The sequence below is a fragment of the Streptomyces sp. NPDC055815 genome (assembly GCF_053616475.1).
Window position 1 is genome coordinate 130,866 of the sequence record NZ_JBSHDU010000007.1, and the last position, 21,910, is coordinate 152,775.

Annotated in this window: 20 protein-coding genes; 13 read left to right on the top strand and 7 right to left on the bottom strand. The window is 71.6% G+C overall.

What is annotated here, in order from left to right; translation table 11 throughout:
• Positions 1-37: 37 nt before the first annotated feature.
• Together ACWGN5_RS07865 and ACWGN5_RS07870 are read left to right on the top strand one after the other, a co-directional pair.
• On the top strand, positions 38-1,489 hold the full coding sequence (locus ACWGN5_RS07865; RefSeq protein ID WP_453512183.1) for a PP2C family protein-serine/threonine phosphatase: 1,452 nt from the start codon (positions 38-40) through the stop codon (positions 1,487-1,489).
• Between the two features lie 207 nt (positions 1,490-1,696).
• Positions 1,697-3,163, top strand: coding sequence for an aminopeptidase P family protein (locus ACWGN5_RS07870; RefSeq protein ID WP_453512186.1), 1,467 nt, complete (start codon positions 1,697-1,699; stop codon positions 3,161-3,163).
• Between the two features lie 142 nt (positions 3,164-3,305).
• On the opposite strand, the gene ACWGN5_RS07875 is transcribed toward ACWGN5_RS07870, so the two are convergent.
• Entirely contained in the window at positions 3,306-3,752 is a 447-nt protein-coding gene (locus tag ACWGN5_RS07875; protein WP_453512188.1) for an ATP-binding protein, read from the bottom strand.
• Between the two features lie 203 nt (positions 3,753-3,955).
• Here ACWGN5_RS07875 and ACWGN5_RS07880 point away from each other — a divergent pair, with 203 nt between their 5' ends.
• The 9 genes from ACWGN5_RS07880 (at position 3,956) to ACWGN5_RS07920 (ending at position 13,730) form a co-directional block, all read left to right on the top strand.
• Positions 3,956-4,741, top strand: coding sequence for a hypothetical protein (locus ACWGN5_RS07880; RefSeq protein WP_453512191.1), 786 nt, complete (start codon positions 3,956-3,958; stop codon positions 4,739-4,741).
• A 127-nt stretch (positions 4,742-4,868) separates the two neighbouring features.
• A complete protein-coding gene (locus tag ACWGN5_RS07885) occupies positions 4,869-5,654 on the top strand; it encodes a YcnI family copper-binding membrane protein (RefSeq protein WP_453512193.1) in 786 nt (261 codons plus the stop codon).
• 36 nt (positions 5,655-5,690) lie between these two features.
• Entirely contained in the window at positions 5,691-6,407 is a 717-nt protein-coding gene (locus tag ACWGN5_RS07890; RefSeq protein WP_453512196.1) for an SCO family protein, read from the top strand.
• Entirely contained in the window at positions 6,404-6,856 is a 453-nt protein-coding gene (locus tag ACWGN5_RS07895) for a copper chaperone PCu(A)C (RefSeq protein ID WP_453512199.1), read from the top strand. The genes ACWGN5_RS07890 and ACWGN5_RS07895 overlap by 4 nt, the downstream gene beginning before the upstream one ends.
• Positions 6,857-6,880: 24 nt before the next feature.
• On the top strand, positions 6,881-8,860 hold the full coding sequence (locus ACWGN5_RS07900; RefSeq protein ID WP_453512201.1) for a copper resistance CopC/CopD family protein: 1,980 nt from the start codon (positions 6,881-6,883) through the stop codon (positions 8,858-8,860).
• Positions 8,861-8,865: 5 nt separating this feature from the next.
• Positions 8,866-10,134: an iron uptake transporter deferrochelatase/peroxidase subunit gene (efeB, locus tag ACWGN5_RS07905; protein ID WP_453512203.1), complete on the top strand. Its 1,269-nt coding sequence runs from the start codon at positions 8,866-8,868 to the stop codon at positions 10,132-10,134.
• Positions 10,135-10,215: 81 nt separating this feature from the next.
• Complete coding sequence (gene pheA / locus ACWGN5_RS07910; protein ID WP_369145371.1) at positions 10,216-11,151, top strand: prephenate dehydratase; 936 nt, start codon at positions 10,216-10,218, stop codon at positions 11,149-11,151.
• A 486-nt stretch (positions 11,152-11,637) separates the two neighbouring features.
• Entirely contained in the window at positions 11,638-12,927 is a 1,290-nt protein-coding gene (serS, locus tag ACWGN5_RS07915; protein WP_453512205.1) for a serine--tRNA ligase, read from the top strand.
• Positions 12,924-13,730: an HAD family hydrolase gene (locus tag ACWGN5_RS07920; protein ID WP_453512208.1), complete on the top strand. Its 807-nt coding sequence runs from the start codon at positions 12,924-12,926 to the stop codon at positions 13,728-13,730. Before serS ends, ACWGN5_RS07920 begins: the two co-directional genes overlap by 4 nt.
• Before the next feature lie 129 nt (positions 13,731-13,859).
• On the opposite strand, the gene ACWGN5_RS07925 is transcribed toward ACWGN5_RS07920, so the two are convergent.
• On the bottom strand, positions 13,860-14,477 hold the full coding sequence (locus ACWGN5_RS07925) for a rhomboid-like protein (RefSeq protein ID WP_453512280.1): 618 nt from the start codon (positions 14,475-14,477) through the stop codon (positions 13,860-13,862).
• Positions 14,478-14,584: 107 nt separating this feature from the next.
• Positions 14,585-15,988: a dihydrolipoyl dehydrogenase gene (lpdA, locus tag ACWGN5_RS07930; RefSeq protein WP_453512210.1), complete on the bottom strand. Its 1,404-nt coding sequence runs from the start codon at positions 15,986-15,988 to the stop codon at positions 14,585-14,587.
• A gap of 135 nt (positions 15,989-16,123) precedes the next feature.
• Between lpdA and ACWGN5_RS07935 the strand changes: the two genes are divergently transcribed.
• Together ACWGN5_RS07935 and ACWGN5_RS07940 are read left to right on the top strand one after the other, a co-directional pair.
• Positions 16,124-16,804, top strand: a complete 681-nt coding sequence (locus tag ACWGN5_RS07935) for a FadR/GntR family transcriptional regulator (protein WP_453512213.1) — start codon at positions 16,124-16,126, stop codon at positions 16,802-16,804.
• Positions 16,801-18,066: a CynX/NimT family MFS transporter gene (locus ACWGN5_RS07940; protein WP_453512215.1), complete on the top strand. Its 1,266-nt coding sequence runs from the start codon at positions 16,801-16,803 to the stop codon at positions 18,064-18,066. The genes ACWGN5_RS07935 and ACWGN5_RS07940 overlap by 4 nt, the downstream gene beginning before the upstream one ends.
• 102 nt (positions 18,067-18,168) lie before the next feature.
• On the opposite strand, the gene ACWGN5_RS07945 is transcribed toward ACWGN5_RS07940, so the two are convergent.
• Genes ACWGN5_RS07945 through ACWGN5_RS07960 form a run of 4 tightly spaced genes read right to left on the bottom strand, consistent with a single transcriptional unit; the run spans position 18,169 to position 21,656 of the window.
• Complete coding sequence (locus ACWGN5_RS07945) at positions 18,169-18,888, bottom strand: ABC transporter permease (protein WP_453512218.1); 720 nt, start codon at positions 18,886-18,888, stop codon at positions 18,169-18,171.
• A gap of 16 nt (positions 18,889-18,904) precedes the next feature.
• A complete protein-coding gene (locus ACWGN5_RS07950; protein WP_453512221.1) occupies positions 18,905-19,816 on the bottom strand; it encodes an ABC transporter ATP-binding protein in 912 nt (303 codons plus the stop codon).
• Positions 19,813-20,703 (bottom strand): ABC transporter permease, encoded by an 891-nt coding sequence (locus tag ACWGN5_RS07955; RefSeq protein WP_453512223.1) that lies wholly within the window; start codon positions 20,701-20,703, stop codon positions 19,813-19,815. Before ACWGN5_RS07955 ends, ACWGN5_RS07950 begins: the two co-directional genes overlap by 4 nt.
• Positions 20,700-21,656 (bottom strand): ABC transporter ATP-binding protein, encoded by a 957-nt coding sequence (locus tag ACWGN5_RS07960; RefSeq protein ID WP_453512282.1) that lies wholly within the window; start codon positions 21,654-21,656, stop codon positions 20,700-20,702. The genes ACWGN5_RS07955 and ACWGN5_RS07960 overlap by 4 nt, the downstream gene beginning before the upstream one ends.
• Positions 21,657-21,910 lie beyond the last annotated feature (254 nt).

Sequence of the window (21,910 nt, forward strand, 5' to 3'; positions counted from 1 at the left end):
TCGAGCGGCTCAGGATGACATGGGGGTTTGCGATGCTATGGCGTCAAACGCACCGGTCGGAAAGCCGACTGACATGAGCGCCCCACACTTGCCGAAAGTGGCTGGAATCGACTCCACGGTGCCGGGGCCCCCGCACACTACGGCGCCCCTCCCCGGGGTCCCCGCGGCCGCGGGTCCCGCCGACGCGGCCCTCCCACCCGGAGCCCTGATCCAGGACCGGCTCGCCTCCTGGGTCTCCGACCTCACCACCCTCCACGAACTCACCGAACGCCTCATCAGGACCGGCTCGCTCGACGAGGCCCTCCGCGAGGTGCTCGGCGCCGGCGCCGCCCTCGTCGGCGCCCGCCGCGGGATGGCCGTCCTCGAACCGGCCGACGGCCACGGCCCCGCCCACACCATCGGCCTCGGCCTCGCCCACTCCGACCTCGGCACCATCGAGACCGTCCCGCGCGGCGCCACCAGCTACGGCCGCCTCCTCGACGGCCTGCCCGATCCCGGGCACCCGGAGCGCGTCCCCGATCCGATCGCCATCCGCGACGTCCGTACGGAGGAGGGCCTCGACCCGCGCCACCGCGAGGTCGCCGCCCGCCTCGGCTACGCCGCCAGCTACGCCCTCCCGCTCGCCACCGAGGAGTCCGGCCGGCTCGGCGCGGTCGTCTGGCTCTACGACGAGCCCGCCGAACCCACCGACCGGCAGCGCCACCTCATCGGGCTCTACGGCCGCTTCGCCACCGAGCACCTCGCCCGGCTCCTCCAGGTCGAGCGCGCCCGCGTCCAGGTCACCACCGTCGCCGAGGAACTGCTCCCCAGCCGCCTCCCCCGCGTCCCCGGCGTCCAGCTCGCCGCCCGCCACCGCACCGGCCCGACGGGCGGCGGCGACTGGTACGACGCGCTGCCGCTGCCCGACGGCGCCCTCGGCCTGTCCGTCGGCTCCGTCTCCGGCACCGGCCCCAGCGCGCTCGCCGCCATGGGCCGGCTGCGCGCCTCCCTGCGGGCGTACGCGGTGATGGAGGGCGAGGACCCCGTGGCCGTCCTCTCCGACCTGGAGCTCCTGCTCCGGCTCACCGAACCGGCCCGCTCGGCGACCGCCCTCTTCGCGTACGCGGAGCCCGCGCAGCGCCGGATCGTCCTCGCCGGCGCCGGGCACGCCCCGCCGCTGGTCCTCGGCGACCGCCGCACCGAGTTCGTCGAGACCTCGCTCTCGGCCCCGCTCGGGATGCTCTCCTGCTGGGAGGCGCCGAGCGTGGAGCTGTTCCCGGCGCCCGGAGAAACGGTGCTTCTCTACACGGACGGGCTGCTGCGCCGTACCGGCGACGCCATGGACCGGGCCTTCGCACGGCTCCACGCGGCCGCCGCGAGCGTGCCGAAGGCGGACCGGGGCGACCCGGGCGCGGTCGCGGACCACGTCCTGCGGACCCTGCTCCCCGAGGGCCTGGACCCGGCCGTCGACGGGGAGGACGTGGTCCTGCTGGCGGCGCGCTTCGAGTGAGCCCGCTTCACGTGCGCCCGCTGCGAGCGAGCGCGCTTCGACGAGCGCGCTTCGAGCGAGCCCGCTTCGAGCGAGCCCGCTTCGAATGAGCCCGTTTCGAGTGACCGGAATGTGACGCTCCGGTAATGGGTCTTCCGGCCCTGGGCCCCCTTCCGTACGACCGTACGATGGTGGGGGTTCAGTGTCGTACCAAGAGGAGGCAGACCCGTGGCCGAGGAGCTCACCCCGGAGACCCCGGAAGAGACCGAGACCGAAGAGCAGGCGATCAAGCAGCGGAAGAACGGCCTCTACCCGGGCGTGTCCGACGAGCTCGCCGAGAACATGAAGTCCGGCTGGGCCGACACCGAGCTGCACGACCTCGCGCCGATCGCGCAGGCCGACAAGACCGCCGCCCGCCGCGCCGCGCTCTCCGCGCGCTTCCCGGGCGAGCGCCTGGTGATCCCCGCCGGGAACCTCAAGACCCGGTCGAACGACACCGAGTACGCCTTCCGCGCCTCCACCGAGTACGCGTACCTCACCGGCGACCAGACGCAGGACGGCGTCCTCGTCCTGGAGCCCACCGCCGACGGCCACCAGGCCACGATCTACCTGCTGCCGCGCTCCAACCGCGAGAACGGCGAGTTCTGGCTCGACGGCCAGGGCGAGCTGTGGGTCGGCCGCCGCCACTCCCTCACCGAGGCCGAGCAGCTCCTCGGCGTCCCGGCCAAGGACGTGCGCGAGCTCGCCGACGCCCTCAAGGAGGCCACCGGCCCCGTCCGCGCCGTCCGCGGCCACGACGCGGGCATCGAGGCCGCGCTGACCGACAAGGTCACCGCCGAGCGCGACGAGGAGCTGCGGATCTTCCTCTCCGAGGCCCGCCTCGTGAAGGACGACTTCGAGATCGCCGAGCTGGAGAAGGCCTGCGCCTCCACCGCCCGCGGCTTCGAGGACGTCGTCAAGGTCCTCGACAAGGCCGAGGCCACCAGCGAGCGCTACATCGAGGGCACGTTCTTCCTGCGCGCCCGCGTCGAGGGCAACGACATCGGCTACGGCTCCATCGCCGCCGCCGGCCCGCACGCCTGCACCCTGCACTGGGTCCGCAACGACGGCCCGGTCCGCTCCGGCGACCTGCTGCTGCTCGACGCCGGTGTGGAGACCACCGAGCTCTACACCGCCGACATCACCCGCACCCTGCCGATCAACGGCCGGTACAGCGAGATCCAGCGCAAGATCTACGACGCCGTGTACGAGGCGCAGGAGGCCGGCATCGCCGCGGTGAAGCCCGGCGCCGCCTACCGCGACTTCCACGACGCCGCCCAGCGCGTCCTCGCCGAGAAGCTCGTCGAGTGGGGCCTCGTCGAGGGCCCGGTCGAGCGCGTCCTGGAGCTCGGCCTCCAGCGCCGCTGGACCCTGCACGGCACCGGCCACATGCTCGGCATGGACGTCCACGACTGCGCCGCCGCGCGCACCGAGATGTACGTGGACACCACCCTGGAGCCGGGCATGTGCCTGACCGTCGAGCCGGGTCTCTACTTCCAGGCCGACGACCTGACCGTGCCGGAGGAGTACCGCGGCATCGGCGTCCGGATCGAGGACGACATCCTCGTCACGGAGGACGGCAACCGGAACCTCTCGGACGCGCTGCCGCGGCGCGCCGAAGAGGTCGAGGCGTGGATGGCCTCGCTGAAGGGCTGACCCCCGCGTACGTTGGAGACGAAGGGCCCCCGCCGACCGACCGGCGGGGGCCCTTCCCCGTATGTCACGCCCTTACGTCAGACCCGTACGTCACGCCCGTACGTCACGCCCGTACGTCAGACCCGTACGTCGCGCCCGTACGTCAGGCCAGCAGGAGCGACGGGCTGTCCCGCCACTTCAGGATCTTGTCGAAGCTGACCACGGCACCGCCCCGGCCCGAGCGGTTCCCGAACTGCACGTGATCGGCCAGCTCCTCGATCAGGCGCAGCCCCCGCCCGTTCTCCGCCTCGCCGGACGGGACCGCCGGGACGGCGCTCCCCGGGAAGCCCGGACCCGAGTCGGCGACCTCGATGCGGCAGGTCTCGCCGTCCAGGTACGCCGTCACCCGGTACGCCCCGCCCTGTTCGCGGGGGCCGTGCGCGCCACCGTGCTCGACGGCGTTGGCACACGCCTCGGTCAGCGCGACCGACAACTCGTACGACACGTCGGGATCGACGCCCGCCGTCTCCATCGTGCCCAGCAGAAGCCTCCGTGCGAGCGGCACGCTCGCGGCCTCGCGCCGCAGATGGAGTGACCACCAGATGCTCATGCTCCAGCCTCCCGGCAGCGGCTCGACATACCGATACGTATTGCCGGAGCGGAAGCTCCGTAAGCACAAGAAGGCGTCAAGAGCGCTCGTTCGGCGGATGACCATGCGGCCGCGTCGGTGTATGTCACCGCGAAGAGGCCCAAGGGTGACCTTCCGGACCTGCCTCATGGCGGTGTGGTGCGTGGTGCGATGATGGGCCCGCCATGTCTGCCCCCGCGCTCGCTCCACGGCTGCTGAGGGCCGCGGTGTTCACCGCGGTCTGCGTCGTGCTGTCCGCGTTGGGACACGCCCTCGCCGCCTGCGCGGGCATCGCCCTGTGGACCGTCGTCGCCGGTTTCCTCGGCGTCTTCGGGATCACGGTGCTCTTCACCGGCCGGGAGCGGTCCCTCGGCTTCGTCGTCGGCGCCCTCACCGGCGGGCAGCTCGGCCTGCACGTCCTCTTCGGGCTCGGACAGCGGCAGCTCGCCCTGAGCGGCCAGGCCGACGACGCCCTCGTCCGGATGGCCGCCCGGCTGGTCTGCGGAGCGGGGACGGCGTCCCTCAGCCCCACCGACGCCACCCGGATCCTCACCGACGCCGGAGTCGACCCGGCCGCCGCCGCGCACGCCCACATGGGTCACACGGCAGCGATGGCGACCGCCCCCGCGGGTGAGCTGGTGCCGGGTCTGCCCATGCTCCTCGGCCACCTGCTCGCCGCGCTGGCCACGGGCTGGCTGCTGCGCCGCGGCGACCGCGCCCTCGGCCGGCTCGTGGAGCTCTCCGAGCAGGGCGCCGCGGAGCTCGCCGAGTGCGCCCTCGTGCGCTCCCTGCGGGCCGCGCTCCGTCTCGTACGGGCCCTGCTCGCCGGACTGCCGGCGGCGCCGCGCACGGGACCGCGGCGGACCCTTCGTACGACCTCCGACTCCTCGCCGCCGCCGGTGGCCGAGGCCCTTCAGCACACGGTGATCAGGCGCGGCCCGCCGGCGGCCGACTGCGTCCTCGCAGCCTGACGCGGACCGCTCACCGCTCGACGGGAGTGGGCCGCGCCCGTCCGTACGCCCGTGCGGGACCCCGGTCCCCCGGCACCCCGGACGCCCTCACCTCTCTGTGATCTTTCGAGCTGGAGTGTCTTCTGCCATGAGCATGTCCCGTGTCTCCGTCACCCGCGCCGCCCTCGCCGGCGGCATCGCCCTCTCCTCCGTGGTGCTGCTGTCCGGCACCGCGTTCGCGCACGTCAGCGTGCAGCCGCAGGGCGAGGCGGCCAAGGGCGGCTACGCGACCGTGAACATCAAGGTCCCGAACGAGCGCGACAACGCCTCCACCGTGAAGCTGGAGGTCAACTTCCCGCTCGACCACCCGCTGGCCTCCGTCATGCCGCAGCCCATCCCCGGCTGGAAGGCCGAGGTGACCAAGAGCAAGCTCAGCAAGCCGCTCGAGATGCACGGCAAGAAGATCAACGAGGCCGTCTCCAAGGTCACCTGGACCGCGGACGGCTCGAAGATCGGCCCCGGCCAGTTCCAGCAGTTCCCGCTCTCCCTCGGCCGGCTGCCGGAGGACACCGACGAGCTGGTCCTCAAGGCGATCCAGACGTACGACAACAACGAGGTCGTGCGCTGGATCGAGGAGCAGAAGGAGGGCGCCGAGGAGCCCGAGAACCCGGCCCCCGTCCTCAAGCTCTCCGCCGCCTCCGCCGACCACCACGGCGGCGGCGCCGCTCCGACCGCGTCGGCCTCGGCCGGGACGGACGAGAAGGCCGGTCACGACGACAAGGCGGGTCACGACGACAAGGCGGCCGGCCACGAGGAGACGGCCTCCGCCTCCACCACCGACACCACGGCCCGCGTCCTCGGTGTCGTCGGCATCCTCGCCGGTGTCGCCGGTGTCGCCTTCGGCTTCCTCGCCAGCCGACGCCGCTCGGCCTGACGGCCGGACCCCCACCCGAAACCCGGAAGAAGCACCATGTCTGAAGAGAAGACGCCCGGGACGGCAACGGACCGTCCCGGGCGGCGCACGCCGCTGGTCATCGCGGCCATCGCGATCGTCGCCGCGATCGGCGTCACGGCCGCCGTCGGCCTCGGCGGCAACGACGACAAGCCCACGGGCTCCTCGGCCGTCGCCGAGGTGTCCGGCGGCACCGACTCCACCGAGGCCGCCACCGTCCTCGACCGGCCGTTCACCAAGCCCGCGCTCGTCCTCACCGACACCAAGGGCCAGAAGTACGACCTGCGGGAGCGCACCAAGGGCAAGCCGACCCTCATCTACTTCGGCTACACGCACTGCCCCGACGTCTGCCCCCTGACGATGAGCAACATCGCCATCGCCAAGAAGCAGCTCCCCAAGGCCGACCAGGACAAGCTCCAGGTCGTCTTCGTCACCACCGACCCCGAGCGGGACACCCCGGCCGAGCTCGCCAAGTGGCTGCCCGCCGCCGGCGACCCCTCCTTCACCGGCCTCACCGGCGACTTCTCCGCCATCCAGGCGGGCGCCCGGCAGATCGGCATCGGCATCGACCCGGCGACCAAGGACAAGGACGGCAACGTCGTCTCCATGCACGGCGCCCAGGTGATCGCCTTCTCGCCCACCACCGACCAGGGCTACGTCCTGTACGGCGAGGACGCGAGCGTCGACGACTACGCCAAGGACCTGCCGAAGATCATCAAGGGGGAGAACCCGTGACCCGCCGCACCACCGCCCTGTCCGCCGCCGTGGCGCTCGCCGCCGCCCTCGCGCTGACCGGGTGCTCGTCCGCCGACGACAAGCCCGAACTGAAGGTCAGCGGCGCGTTCATGCCCCAGCCGGTGATGGACATGGCCGGCGGCTTCCTCACCATCAAGAACGACAGCGGCAGCGCGGACAAGCTGACCTCCGTCAGCAGCTCGCTCTCGGACGACATCACCCTGCACGAGACGAAGAACCAGAAGATGCAGCAGGTGACGTCCTTCGACATCCCCGCGAACGGGGAGCTGAAGCTCGAACGCGGCGGCAACCACATCATGTTCATGGAACTGAAGTCGAAGCCGAAGCAGGGCGAGAAGGTCGCCGTCGAGCTCCACTTCGAGAAGTCCGACCCCATCAAGGTCGAGCTTCCCGTCGAAGCCCCCAACCACGACCCGCAGCAGCACTGAGCTCGTTGACGGAGTGACACACAGATGACGACCACCGCCCCGCGCCTCGGCAACGCCCTGGCACGGCTGCTGATCCTCGCGGCCGCGCTCCTCGGCACGCTGCTCGCCGGCGCCGCCCCCGCCTCCGCGCACGCGGCCCTCACCGGCAGCGACCCGAAGGACGGGGCGGTGGTCGCCACCGCCCCCAAGGAGGTCAACCTGACCTTCTCCGAACAGGTCGCCATGAGCGCCGACGCCATCCGGGTCCTCGACCCGGCGGGCCGCCGGGCCGACACCGGCGAGATACGCGACCTGTGCAGCGGCTCCGTCGTCCGGTACGGGGTGGGGCTCCGCGCCGGACTGCCCGACGGCACGTACACCGTGGCCTGGCAGGCCGTCTCCTCCGACAGCCACCCCGTCGCCGGTGCCTTCACCTTCTCCATCGGCGCCCCCTCCCAGACCTCCGTCGCCCTGCCCGACCGGGAGCCCGGGGGCGGCCTCGTCGGCGCCCTCTACGGCATTGCCCGCTACCTCTCGTACGCCGGATTCGCCGTCCTCGTCGGCGGCGGCGCCTTCGTCCTGGTCTGCTGGCCGCGCGGCGCGAGCGTCCGCCCCGTCCAGCAGACCGTCGTCCGCGGCTGGCTGACCCTCACCGGCGCCACCCTGGCGATGCTGCTCCTGCGCAGCCCGTACACCGGCTCCGGGGAGCTCTCCGACGCCTTCGACCTGGCCGGCCTGAAGGCCGTCCTGGAGACGAAGACCGGCGCCGCGCTCACCTCCCGGCTGCTGCTGCTCGGCGCGGCCGCGCTCTTCGTGGCCGTCCTCTTCGGCGCCTACGCCCGTCGCACCGACCCGAAGGAGAAGAAGGACCTCGCCTTCGGACTCGGCCTCGGCGGCACCGTCGTCGCCGCCGGCATCGCCGGCACGTGGGCCCTGGCCGAGCACGCCTCCACCGGTCTCCAGCCCGGTGTCGCCATGCCCGTCGACATCCTGCACCTCCTCGCCGTCGCCGCCTGGCTCGGCGGCCTCACCGTGCTGCTCGTCGCCCTCTACCGGGCGCCGTCCGTCGAACGCTCCGCCGTCGAGCGCTTCTCCAAGGTGGCCTTCGGCTCCGTGGCCGTCCTCGCGGCCACCGGCCTCTACCAGTCCTGGCGCCAGGTCGGCTCCTGGTCCGCGCTGACCGGCACCCGGTACGGCCAGCTGCTCCTCGTCAAGATCGGTCTCATGGCGGTCCTCATCGGCATCGCCTGGGTCTCCCGCCGCTGGACCCAGCGCCTGGCGGACCAGTCGACACCGGCGGGGGACGAGAACGAGGACGAGGACGAGACGGACCCGAAGGACGGGACGGACCCGAAGGACGGGACGGACCCGGCGGACGAGGACGCGGACGAGGCCCTTGAGGCCGAGCGCGCGGACGCGAGCTCGGAAGACGCCGAGGCCGTCTCCCCCGAGCGGGCCGCGCAGCTCGCCCGGCAGCGGGCCGCCGTCGCCACCGCCCGGCGCAAGCGGGAGCGGGACGCCGACCCCGAGCGGGCCGGTCTGCGCCGCTCGGTGCTGACCGAGGCCGCCGTCGCCGTCGTCCTCCTCGCCGTCACCACCGTCCTCACCTCGACCGAGCCCGGCCGCACCGAGGAGGAGGCCGGCCGTGCCACCTCCGCCTCCGGCCCGGCCGCCGTGCCCGACCGGCCCGTCGACATCCGGCTGCCCTTCGACACCGGCGGCGTCGACGGCAAGGGCGTCGTCCGTCTCACCTTCGATCCCGGACGCACCGGCGCCAACGCGCTCCACATCTTCGTCGAGCGCCCCAACGGCAAGCCCCTCGACGTCCCCGAGATCAAGGTCGCCCTCACCCTGGAGGCGAAGGACGTGGGCCCCCTGCCCATCGCCCCCGACCGGATCCAGACCGGCCACTGGAGCGCGAGCGGCGTCCAGATCCCCATGCCGGGCGAATGGAAGATCCAGGTGACCGTCCGTACCTCCGAGATCGACCAGACCACCATCGACAAGAACGTGAAGATCGGCTGAGCCCAGTGACCGACAGCGACAACCTTGAGCTCTCCCGCCGGCGCCTGCTCGGCACCGTCGGCGCGGCGGGTGCCGCCGGCCTCGTCGTCGGCGCGGCCGGCGGCGCCGGGATCTCCGCGGCCCTGTCCGGCGACGACACCGCCAGCACCGGAGCCGGCGGCGCCCCGGCGCTGACCACCGTCGGCTCGACCGCGGTGATGTTTCACGGGAAACATCAGGCGGGCATCACGACCCCCCTCCAGTCCCGGGGTCATCTGATCGCCTTCGACCTCGCTCCCGGCGCCGGCCGCAAGGAGGCCACCGCCCTGCTGCGCCGCTGGTCGGCCACGGCGAAGGTGCTGATGGCGGGCAAGGCCCCGGCCGAGGACACCGGCATCGCGCTCGACGCGGGCCCCTCCTCCCTCACGATCACCTTCGGCTTCGGCCGTACCTTCTTCGACCGCACCGGGCTGGCCTCGCGCCGCCCCGCCGGGCTCGACCCGCTGCCCGCGTTCTCCTCCGACGCCCTGGACCCCCGGCGCTCGGAGGGTGATCTGTGGGTGCAGATCGGTGCCGACGACGCGCTCGTCGCCTTCCACGCGCTCCGCGCCGTCCAGAAGGAGGCGGGGGACGCGGCCCGGGTGCGCTGGCAGATGAACGGCTTCAACCGCTCGGCCGGTGCCACGGCGCAGCCGATGACCGCCCGCAATCTGATGGGGCAGGTCGACGGCACGGGCAACCCGAAGCCCACCGACGCCGACTTCGACCGGCGGATCTTCGTCCCGGCCGGGGGCGGGGGCGCGCAGGACTGGATGGCCGGCGGCTCGTACGCGGTGGTGCGCCGGATCCGGATGCTGCTCGACGACTGGGAGAAGCTGCCGCTGGACCGGCAGGAGAAGGTGATCGGGCGCCGGAAGTCCGACGGGGCTCCGCTCACCGGCGGCTCCGAGACCACCGAGCTCGACCTGAACAAGATCGGCCCGGACGGCAAGACGGTGATCCCGGACAACGCCCACTCCCGGATCTCCGCCCCCGAACAGAACGGCGGGGCGGCGATGCTGCGCAGGCCGTTCTCCTTCCACGACGGGATCGGCCCGGACGGGACCCCGGACGCGGGTCTGCTCTTCGTCTGCTGGCAGGCCGACCCGCTCAGGGGCTTCGTGCCGGTGCAGCGCAAGCTCGACCGGGGCGACGCGCTGTCCGCGTTCATCCGCCACGAGGCGAGCGGGCTCTTCGCGGTCCCGGGCGGCCCCGCCGAGGGCGAGTACGTGGGCCAGCGCCTCCTGGAGGCCTGAGCCGTCCCGCCCGGAGCGAGCCCCGCCGGAACAGAGCGTCGGGCGGCGGCTCGCTCCCGCGGCGACCATTAGGGTGACGGTATGTCCGCCACCCGGTACACCTATCTCGGCCCTGAAGGCACCTTCACCGAAGCGGCGCTGCGCACGCTGCCCGAGGCCGCGACGCGGGAACTCGTCCCCATGGTCTCGGTCCCGGCCGCCCTCGACGCCGTACGGAACGGGGAGGCCGCCGCCGCGCTCGTACCGATCGAGAACTCGGTCGAGGGCGGGGTGACCGCAACCCTGGACGAGCTGGCCTCCGGCGAGCCGCTGATGATCTACCGCGAGGTGCTCCTCCCGATCGCCTTCGCGCTGCTCGTCCGCCCCGGGACCAAGCTCTCGGAGATCAAGACGGTCACGGGCCACCCGGTGGCCCAGCCGCAGGTCCGGAACTGGCTGCGGGCCCATCTGCCCGAGGCGGTGTGGGAGTCGGCCGCCTCCAACGCGGACGGGGCCCGGCTTGTGCAGGAGGGCCGCTTCGACGCCGCCTTCGCGGGGGAGTTCGCGGCGGCGACGTACGGCCTCGAGGCGCTGGTCACCGAGATCCACGACGCGGAGAACGCCGAGACCCGGTTCGTGCTCGTGGGCCGGCCGGCCCGGCCGGCGGCCCCGACGGGCGCGGACAAGACCTCGGTGGTGCTGTGGCTGGGTGACGATCATCCGGGTGCCCTCCTCGAACTGCTCCAGGAATTCGCGGTGCGCGGGGTGAACCTGATGCTGATCCAGTCCCGGCCCACGGGGGCTGGGATCGGGAACTACTGCTTCGCCGTGGACGCCGAGGGCCATATCGCGGACCGGCGGGTGGGCGAGGCGCTGATGGGCCTCAAGCGGATCTGCCCCAACGTGCGGTTCCTGGGCTCGTACCCGCGGGCGGGTGTCGCGGTCGAGGACGTGCGGGCGCTGCGGCGCGGGACTTCGGACGTGGAGTTCATGGAGGCCTCCGACTGGCTGGCGAGGGCCCAGGACGGTCGGGCCTGATCCGATGGTGACCGAACGCTCCCGGCGGTGGGAGCGTTCGTCCACAGGTACGAACCACTAGTCCTACCTGCATACTTTTCAGTTACCCACAGAGGTTATCCACAGGGTCTCGTGAAACCTGGGGACAAGTCGACACCACGCCGAGACAAGGTCGACAAATCACCCCACTCACCCCCCGCCACTCCGTGCGCCATCCACAGAGCACCCCTGACGCCCTCGTCAGCACCCCTCTGTGGACCCACTCGTTGGAGCGAGCAATTCCCACCCAAATGAGTGCGTCAATGGTGTTTGATCACGGAATTCCCAGGGACGATCAGGGAAATCCCCGTGATCTTCTCCGTAGTCCACAGATCTTCCGCACAGCCTGTGGATAAGTGAATGCCGACGGCCGGTCGTCCACATTTCCTCCTGTCTCAATTCGGGCGAATCAACACGCGCACCCTTATCCGGTGGGGGCACGCGAACGCGCACCGGTAGCCTGGTGGGGTGATTGACCTTCGCCTGCTCCGTGAGGACCCCGACCGTGTTCGCGCCTCCCAGCGCGCCCGTGGAGAGGACGTCGCGCTCGTCGACGCCCTGCTCTCCGCCGATGAGCGGCGCAGGTCGTCCGGCGTCCGCTTCGACGAGCTCCGATCCGAGCAGAAGGCGCTCGGCAAGCTGATCCCCAAGGCCTCCCCCGAGGAGCGCGCCGAGCTCCTGCAGAAGGCCGAGCAGCTCAAGACCGACGTCAAGGCCGCCGAGGCCGAGCAGAACGAGGCCGACGAGACGGCCCGCGCGCTGCTGCTCCAGCTCGGGAACATCGTCCACCAGGACGTCCCGGTCGGCGGCGAGGAGGACTTCGTCGTCCTGGAGACGCACGGCACCATCCGCGACTTCGCGGCCGAGGGCTTCGAGCCCAAGGACCACCTGGAGCTGGGCGAGGCCCTCGGCGCCATCGACGTCGAGCGGGGCGCCAAGGTCTCCGGCTCGCGCTTCTACTACCTGACCGGTGTCGGCGCGCTCCTGGAGCTCGCCCTGGTCAACGCCGCGATCGCCCAGGCCACCGAGGCCGGCTTCATCCCGATGCTGACCCCGGCGCTGGTCCGTCCGCGCGCCATGGAGGGCACCGGCTTCCTCGGCCAGGCCGCGGAGAACGTGTACCACCTGGAGAAGGACGACTACTACCTCGTCGGCACGTCCGAGGTCCCCCTCGCGGCGTACCACATGGACGAGATCATCGAGGCCGACAAGCTGCCGCTGCGGTACGCCGGCTTCTCGCCGTGCTTCCGCCGCGAGGCCGGCACGTACGGCAAGGACACCCGGGGCATCTTCCGCGTCCACCAGTTCGACAAGGTCGAGATGTTCTCGTACGTCGCGCCCGAGGACGCGGAGAACGAGCACAAGCGGCTCCTGGAGTGGGAGAAGCAGTGGCTGACCTCGCTGGAGCTGCCGTTCCAGGTCATCGACGTCGCCACCGGTGACCTCGGCGCCTCCGCCTCCCGCAAGTTCGACTGCGAGGCGTGGATCCCGACGCAGGGCAAGTACCGCGAGCTGACCTCCGCGTCGAACTGCGACAGCTTCCAGGCCCGTCGTCTCTCCGTCCGCATGCGCGACGAGCAGGGCGGCAAGAAGACGGTGCAGCCGCTGGCCACCCTGAACGGCACGCTGTGCGCCGTCCCGCGCACGATCGTGGCGATCCTCGAGAACCACCAGCTGGCCGACGGTTCGGTGCGCGTGCCCGAGATCCTCCGCCCGTACCTCGGCGGCCGTGAGGTCCTGGAGCCGATCGCCAAGTGAGCCCCTTCCCCTACCGCCTGGTCGCGACGGACCTCGACGGCACGCTGCTGCGGGCCGACGAGTCCGTCTCGGACCGCACGCGGGACGCGCTCGCCGCCGTGACGGCGGCGGGGGCCGCGCACATCGTGGTCACCGGCCGGGCGGTGCCCTGGACCCGGCACATCCTCGACGACCTCGGCTACCAGGGGATCGCGGTGTGCGGGCAGGGCGCGCAGGTCTACCACGCCGGTGAGCACCGGCTGCTGACCTCGCTGACCCTGGACCGGCAGCTCGCGGGGCTCGCGCTCTCCAAGATCGAGGCGGAGGTGGGCCCGCTGGCGCTGGCCGCCAGCCGCGACGGTCTGGACGGCGAGGTCCTGATGGGTCCGGGCTACCGGGCCCAGGAAGGTCCCCTGCCGTACGTGGCGTACGAGGACCCGGCGGAGCTGTGGTCGGCGCCGCTGACCAAGCTGTACGTCCAGCACCCGACGCTGAACGACGACGAGCTGACCCGGGTCGCGCGGGAGACGGTCGGCGGGCTCGTGGACGTCGTCATGGCGGGCCCGGGCATCGTGGAGATCCTTCCGCTCGGCCTGAGCAAGGCGACCGGTCTGTCGCTCGCGGCGCGCCGGCTCGGCGTGAAGGCCGCGGAGACCATCGCCTTCGGCGACATGCCCAACGACATCCCGATGTTCGGCTGGGCGGCCCACGGCGTGGCCATGGGCAACGCGCACGAGGAGCTGCGGGCGGTGGCGGACGAGGTGACGGCCTCGAACGAGGAGGACGGCATCGCGCTCGTCCTGGAGCGTCTGCTGGCGGGCTGACCTGCCGTGTTCTGCGCGAAGGCCCGCTCCCCTGAGGAGCGGGCCTTCGCGGGTTCGCGGCCCGCGCGGACCGAGGTCCGCGCGCTCGAAGCGGCCGCGCCCGGGAGATCCCCCGTGTCCCCCGTACAACTAGTGTGCGCCGGGCGGGCGTTCGGGGGCGACCGGTTTTCCCCGCGTCAGCGGGTAGCAGGCCAGACCGATCGCCAGGGAGATGGCGTGGCCGAGGTCGGTGTAGGTGCGGTCGGTGGCGAGCGGTACGAGGAAGAACGCCAGGACCGCGGGGAGGTAGAGCCAGCGCCAGGGGTTCGGGAGCCGGTAGGTGAGGATCCCGGCGGAGGCGGCGAGGCCGTAGCTGACCCCGATGTCGACGACGTGGGCCATGCTGCGCGGCACGTCGTGGAGCCGGATGGCCACGAGGACGACCTGCTGGCTGATGAGCGTGGCCGCGATGTGGGCGGTGGCGACGGTGAAAAGCCATTTCGGCGTGCCGAGCCAGCGCTCCACGGGGGCGTGGAGGACCTCGAAGAGCACCGCGTACAGGAGCAGGTCGGCCGGGTTCTCGATCCAGAACGCGCTGCCGAGCAGGGCCCGCACGGGGTGGTGGGCGAGCTGGTGGAGATTGCTGCTGTTGCGGTGGAGGAGATAGGTCTCCAGGCCGTGGGGGACGAGCGCGATGACGAGGCTGGTGATCGCGATGACCGCCAGCCACACATGCGTACCGGGTGACGAACACACCCACGACCTGATCGGCCGGGACGGTTCGCCACCCGGAGGGGTTTCGCCCGGAGAGGCTTCACCCGGAGAGGTTCTGCTCGGCACCTTTCAGTGCCTATCACCCGAAGCTGGGAGAAACCTCAGAAATTGATCATGTGTCCCGCAATACCGTGGATCGCTTCCTTCACGGCCTCGCCCAGCGTCGGGTGCGCGTGCACGTTCCGGGCGACCTCGTGGACCGTGAGGTCCCACTGCTGGGCCAGCGTCAGCTCGGGCAGCAGCTCGGTGACGTCGGGGCCGATCAGGTGGGCGCCGATGATCTCGCCGTACTTCGCGTCGGCGACGATCTTGACGAAGCCGGTGGCGTCGCCGAGGCCGTGCGCCTTGCCGTTCGCGACGAACGGGAACTTGGCGACCTTGACGTCGTAGCCCTTCTCGCGGGCCTGCGCCTCGGTCCAGCCGAAGCTGGCGATCTGCGGCTGGCAGTAGGTCGCGCGCGGGATCATCGGGTAGTCGAGCTCCATCGTCTCGGCGTCCCCGATGGTCTCGGCCGCGATGACGCCCATGGCCTCGGCGGTGTGCGCGAGCATCAGCTTCGCGGTGACGTCGCCGATGGCGTAGATGTGCGGCACGGAGGTGCGGCAGCGGCCGTCGACGTCGATCGCGCCGCGCTCGGTCAGGGCGACGCCGGTGTTCTCAAGGCCGTAGCCGGAGACGTTCGGGGCGAAGCCGATGGCCTGGAGGACCTTGTCGGCCTCCAGGACCTTCTGGACGCCGTCCTTGCCGGTGACGGTGACGCGGACCTGCGGGCCGGACTCGTCGATGGCCTCGACGCGGGTGGAGGTCAGGACGTCGATGCCGAGCTTGCGGTACTGCTTCGCCAGCTCCTTCGACACCTCCTCGTCCTCCAGCGGGGCGATCCGGTCGAGGAACTCGACGATCGTGACCTTGGTGCCGTAGTTGTTCAGCACGTACGCGAACTCGATGCCGATGGCGCCGGCGCCGGCGATGACGATCGACTTCGGGGCGTCCTCGGCGAGGATCTGCTGCTCGTACGAGACGACGCGGTCGCTGAGGGCCGTGCCCGGGAGCAGGCGCGGGGAGGCACCGGTCGCGATGATGCAGTTGTCGAAGGTGATCGTCTCCGCGGTGCCGTCGGCCTTGGCCACCTGGAGGGTGTTCGCGTCCAGGAAGGTGCCCCGGCCGGTGAACTCGGTGATCCCGTTCTTCTTCATGAGGAAGTGGACGCCCTTGACGCGGCCGTCCGCGACCGAGCGGCTACGGCGGTAGGCGTCGCCGTAGTCGAACGTGACGGTGCCGTCGACCTTGATGCCGAAGGTCTTCGCCTCGTGGTTGAAGATGTGGGCGAGTTCGGCGTTGCGCAGCAGCGCCTTGGTGGGGATGCAGCCGACGTTCAGGCAGACACCGCCCCAGTACTTCTCCTCGACGACCGCGACCCGCTTGCCCAGCTGGGCGGCGCGGATGGCGGCGACGTAGCCGCCGGGGCCAGCTCCGAGTACGACGACGTCGAAGCGGTCTGACATGACTGACTCCCGAGGGTGGTGAGGGTGTTCGGCACACGTACGAGCCCACAGTAGTCCGGTCGCTGCGGCCCGGCCGGGGACGCGAGGGAGGTCACTTGTAGGATGACTGGGCAACCGGGCGAATAGAGGATTTCCATGGCACTCAAGGCGGCGGGGCGGACCTCCCTGGTGGACTCCGTGGTGGAACAGCTGCGCACGCAGCTCACCGACGGGGAGTGGTCGGTCGGCGACCGCATCCCGACCGAGCACGAGCTCGCGCAGCAGCTCGGCGTGGGCCGCAACACCGTCCGCGAGGCGGTCCGGGTCCTCGTCCACGCCGGCCTCCTGGAGTCCCGCCAGGGCAACGGCACCTTCGTCAGGTCGACCGCCGACCCGGCCGCCGTGCTCCGCGGCGTCCGGCACGCGGGCGCGGTGGACGTCCTCGAACTGCGGGTCGCCCTGGAGGCCGAGGCCGCCCGGCTCGCGGCCGTCCGGCGCGACACCCACGACCTGCTGCGGCTGCGGGCCGCCCTGGCCACGCTGCGGCAGGAGGGCGACCGGGACGCGGACGCGGACCTCGCCTTCCACCTCGCGGTCGTCGGCGCCACCCACAACGCCGCCTTCGTCGAGGTGTACCGCTTCTTCTCCACGCAGGTGCACGAGGTGCTGGTGGAAGCCCTCGGCGACCGGGAGATGCCCTCGGTCGACATCGACGCCCACGAGGCCCTGGTGGAGGCCGTCGAGGCCGGCGACCCGGAGGCGGCGGAGCGGCAGGCCCGCGAGCTGCTGCGGGTCCCGATGGAGACGGAGCGGGCGCTGAGGGAGCAGAACCGATGAGGACCGAGGAAGAAGCCCGCGTGCTCGTCGACGCCGAGGCCGGGGTACGGCCCTCGGCCGAGGGGGCGGCGGCCCGGCGCGCCCTGCTCGCGCACCCGGCGGTGCTCCTCGTCGGCATCGTCCTGGCCTCGCTCAACATGCGGGTCGCGCTCGCGAGCGTGGCGCCGCTGGTCGGCGAGATATCCGCCGCCTTCGGCCTCTCGGCGACCGCGACCTCGCTCGTCACCTCGGTGCCGGTGCTGTTCCTCGGCCTGGGCGCCCTGGTGGCGCCGTGGCTCGGCCGCCGCTTCGGCGCCGAGCGCGTGCTGTTCGCGGCGCTCCTGCTGCTCGGCGTCGGCATCCTCGCGCGCGTACTGCCGTCCGTGTCCGCGCTGTACGCCGGCGGGGTCCTCGTCGGCACCGCGATCGCCCTGCTCAACGTGCTGATGCCGGGTCTGATCAAGCGTGACTTCCCGGACCGGGCCGCGTCGATGACCTCGGTCTACACGGGCGCGCTGGTCGCCGGTGCGACGGTCGCCGCGGCCGTCGCGGTCCCGCTGGAGAACGCCCTGGGCGGCGGCTGGGAGGCCTCCCTCGGCTTCTGGTCGCTGCTCGCCGCGGTCGCCGCCCTCGCCTGGCTTCCGCAGGTGCTGATCGCCCGTGGCCGCACGGGACACGAGGTACGGGCCGTCCCGGCCGGCGGCGCCCGCCCGGTGAGCGTCTGGCGCTCGGCGCTCGCCTGGCAGGTCACCCTCTTCATGGGCCTGCAGTCGCTGTGGTCGTACGTGCTGATCGCCTGGATGCCGACGATCTTCACCGACCACGGGATGAGCCGCTCCACGGCCGGCATGATCTTCGCCTTCAACAACCTGATCCAGGTCGTCGGCGCCTTCACGGTGCCGCTGCTCGCAGGCCGGATGCGCAGCCAGCGCCCGCTGATCGTGCTGGTCACGACGCTCGTCGCGGCCGGTTACGCCGGTCTGATGGTGGCCCCCGTGGAGGGCGCCTGGCTCTGGTCGGCCGTCCTCGGCATCGGCCAGGGCGGTGCCCTCGGCCTCGCCCTGACCCTGATCGTGCTGCGCTCCGGGGACGCGGTGACCGCGGCCCGGCTGTCCGGGATGGCCCAGACGGTCGGCTATCTGCTGGCCGCCGCCGGGCCGCTGGCGGCCGGCGCCCTCCACCAGGCCACCGGCTCCTGGACCCTGCCGATCTGCCTGGTCCTCGGTGTCTGCGCGGCGGCCCTCGCCGTCGGCCTGCTCGCCGCCCGGAACCGGACGGTCTGAGACGGGGCTCCGGGGACGAGGGCGGGGGCGGTACGGCTCGGGGGTGGGCCTCCCGGAGCCGGGCGACGCCCCTCGGAGCCGTACCGCATCATCTCTTTCGCTCTACTCCTCGCCGGCCAGGGTCAGTCTGCTCAGCTTCTGCCCGGCGAACCAGGTCGCCGCGATCGTGACCGCCACCAGGAGCGTCACCGCGGTCGTGAGACCGACCTCGGAGGTGACCAGGCCGTCGCCGGTGACCTTCTCCGCGAGGGCCAGCGCCCACTGCTGGACGCTCAGGGTCTTGGCGCCGGCGATCAGGGAGCCGAAGAGGGCCTCCCACACCAGGGCGTAGACCAGGCCGATCACCACGGCGTGCCGGCTGACGGTGCCGAGCAGCAGGAACAGGGCGCTGTAGGCGATGGAGGCGACGAGCGCGGCCACCGTGTAGGCGACGGCCACCTGCTGGCCGTTGCCGTTGAGGATGAAGCCGGCGATCAGTGTCGGGACGGCCGAGAAGACCATGGTGACGGCGATGGCCACGATCAGCTTGGTCATGATGATCGTCGACCGCTTCACCGGCTTGGAGAGCAGATAGACGATGGAGCCGTCGTCGATCTCCGGGCCGATCGCGCCCGTTCCGGCGATGACACCGATCAGCGGCACCATCGTGGCGAGCGCGAAACCGCCGAGGAGATCGGCCGCGACCTGGTCGTCCGCGCCGTTGAGCATGCGGACGGCCGCGGCGATGAGCACGAGCAGGGCGGGCAGCAGGAAGAGGATCGCCGCCCGCCGGCGGCCGAGGAGGGCCCGGTAGGTGAGCCGGGCGACGGTGGGGTCGTACATCGGGGTCGTGCTCCTTTCAGGCCGCGACGAGATACGAGAAGACGGATTCGAGGGACTCGTCCGAGGGCGAGACCGTGAGGAGACGGATGCCCCGCTCCCGCGCGACCTTCGGCAGCAGCTCGGTGAACCGTCCGAAGTCGACGGCCTGGATCCGCAGTCCGCCGTCCACCGCGTCGACCTCGATGCCGGCCGTGGACGGGTCGGCGATCAGCGCGGCGGCGAGCGCCCGGTCGTCGCTGGAGCGGATCAGATAGCGGTGCGGCCGGTCGGTCATCAGGCGGCGGATCCGCCGGAAGTCGCCGGAGGCGGCGTGCCGTCCGGCCACGATCACCTCGATGTGGGAGGCGAGCTGCTCGACCTCCTCCAGGATGTGCGAGGAGAACAGGACCGTGCGCCCGTCCGCGCCCATCCGCCGCAGCAGCTCCATGAGCTGCATGCGCTGGCGCGGGTCCATGCCGTTGAACGGCTCGTCGAGCAGCAGCACGGACGGCTCGTGGACGAGGGCCGAGGCCATCTTCACGCGCTGCCGCATGCCCTTGCTGTACGTGGAGATCTTCCGGTCCTGCGCGTACTCCATCTCGACGGTCGCCAGGGCCCGCTGGGCCTCCGCCGCGCCGAGGCCCTGGAGCTCCGCGTTGGCCACGACGAACTCGCGGCCGGTGAGGAAGTCGTACATCGCCTCCCGCTCGGGGACGACGCCGATGGAGCGGTAGACCGACTCGTTGCGCCAGACCGGCTCGCCGTCGAGGGTCACGCTGCCGGTGGAGGGGTCCAGGAAGCCGCCCATCATGTTGATGAGGGTGGACTTCCCGGCGCCGTTGGGGCCGAGGAGACCGGTGACGCCGGGGCCGATCGACATCGTGACGTCGTTGACCGCCACCACGTTTCCGAACCAGCGCGAGACATGGTCGATGTGCAAGGTGCTCACAGTCCGACCTTTCGGTAGCGGCGCATCAGGATGCCGTAGCAGGCGGCCACGAGGCCGAGGACGACCAGCAGGTAGACCACGCCCACCCCGCCCCCGACGTGCATTTCGCCGGGGAAGGAGGCGGGAGCGCCGAGGAAGGCGTTCTGCAGGCCGATGACGAGGGTGAGGGGCGAGAACAGGCCGAGCCAGACGATGGAGCCGGTGTTCTCGGTGGCGTACGAGATGCCCTGGAGGGTGGAGACCGCGCCGTACGAGATGACGAGGACGGCGATCACGGCGGCGACTCCGAAGCCGCGGCGCGGGGTGAGCGCGGCCATGACCAGGCCGATGCCGCCGAAGAGCACCGACAGGATCGCGACGGAGACGATGCCCTGGCCGAACAGCTTGGCCTGCTCGACGAAGTCCATCTTGGCCAGCATCGAGCCGATCCACAGGATCAGCAGCGGGGCGGCGGTGAGGACGAACAGCGCCGAGGCCATCGCCCCGAACTTGGCGAGCACGTAGTCCACGCGCTCGATCGGCCGCGAGAAGTACAGCGGGACCGTCCGGAACCTCAGGTCGCGGGAGACCGACTGCGGGGCCTGGGAGGCCAGGAAGACGGCGATGACGAGCTGGAGGTAGATCGCGTACTGGGTGTACTCCATGAAGAGCTTGTCGGCCTTGGTGTACACCGAGATGGCCACGATGATGAGCGCCGGGACGCACATCACCGCGAAGAGCAGCATCGGCAGCACCTTGGACTTGGCGCTGCGGCCCAGTCCGTACGCGCCGCGCAGCGACTGCGAGAACAGCGACCTGCGCGCGTACGCCCGGCCGAGGCGCGGGCCGTCGTAGGACCGGTAGCCGATGTTGTGGATCTGGCTGCTGTCGGGGGCCTGGGTGCTCATCGAGCCGGCACCTCCTCCTGGTCCGTCGCCTTGAAGACCTCGGCGATGTGGTGACGGCGCTGTTCCATGCGGACGAGTCCGAGGCCGAGGCCGGCGACGGTGTCCCGCACCAGGTCGTACGTCTCGTCGCCGACCGTCTCCAGGAGCAGGATGTGGCCGGCGCCCGGCAGGCCGTCCTCCACGCCCGGGTGGATGGTCACACCGGCGGCGGCCAGGGCGTCGCGGAGCGCGCGCGTGCCGTCGGGGTGCGCGTCGGAGTCGGTGACCTCGACGGCGAGGGTCGTGGTGGTGCGGGTGAAGTCGCTGGTGGAGCTGGAGCGGAGCAGCTTTCCGCCGTCGATGACGACGACGTGGTCGCAGGTGCGCTCCAGCTCGCCCAGGAGGTGCGAGGTGACGAGGACCGAGATGCCGAAGTCGGTCCAGACCCGGCGGATCAGCCCGAGCATCTCGTCCCGGCCGACCGGGTCGAGGCCGTTGGTCGGCTCGTCGAGGAGGACCAGCTTCGGGTCGTGGACCAGCGCCTGGGCCAGCTTCACCCGCTGCTTCATGCCCGTCGAGTAGCCGCCGATCGGGCGGTAGCGCTCCTCGTACAGGCCGACGTGGCGCAGGGTGTCGGCGGTCCGCTCGCGGGCGGCGGTCGCGGGCAGCCCGGACATCCGCGCCATGTGGACGACGAACTCGGTGGCCGAGACGTCGGGCGGGAGGCAGTCGTGCTCGGGCATGTATCCGACGCGCTCGCGGATCTCCGGGCCGTGGGTCCGGACGTCGAGGCCCAGGACCTGGGCGCTGCCCTCCGTGGCGGGGGAGAGCCCGAGCAGGATTTTGATCATCGTGGACTTGCCGGCTCCGTTGGCACCCACCAGTCCGGTCACACCGGGCCCGATGTCCAGGGAGAGCCGGTCGAGAGCGGTCACCCGGGGGAACCGCTTGCTGAGGCTTTCGGTGGCGATCACAGTCACGCTTCGACGGTAGTGGCGAGCGCCACAGCAGTCGTCAGCCCAACGGCTCGTTCCTTCTCCCACTTCAGGAGTACAAACCCGTAGGGACGTCGAGACGAAAGTCTTTCCCGCGGCGGTCGCGCGGTGTTTCCCCCGGCGGTCGCGCGGACTTTTCCACAGGCCGTCGGCCGGTCGTTCCGGCGGGCTTTTCCACAGGGTCGCCGTCCGACCCCTTGACGCAGCCGCCGGGCATTGTCACATTCATCGGT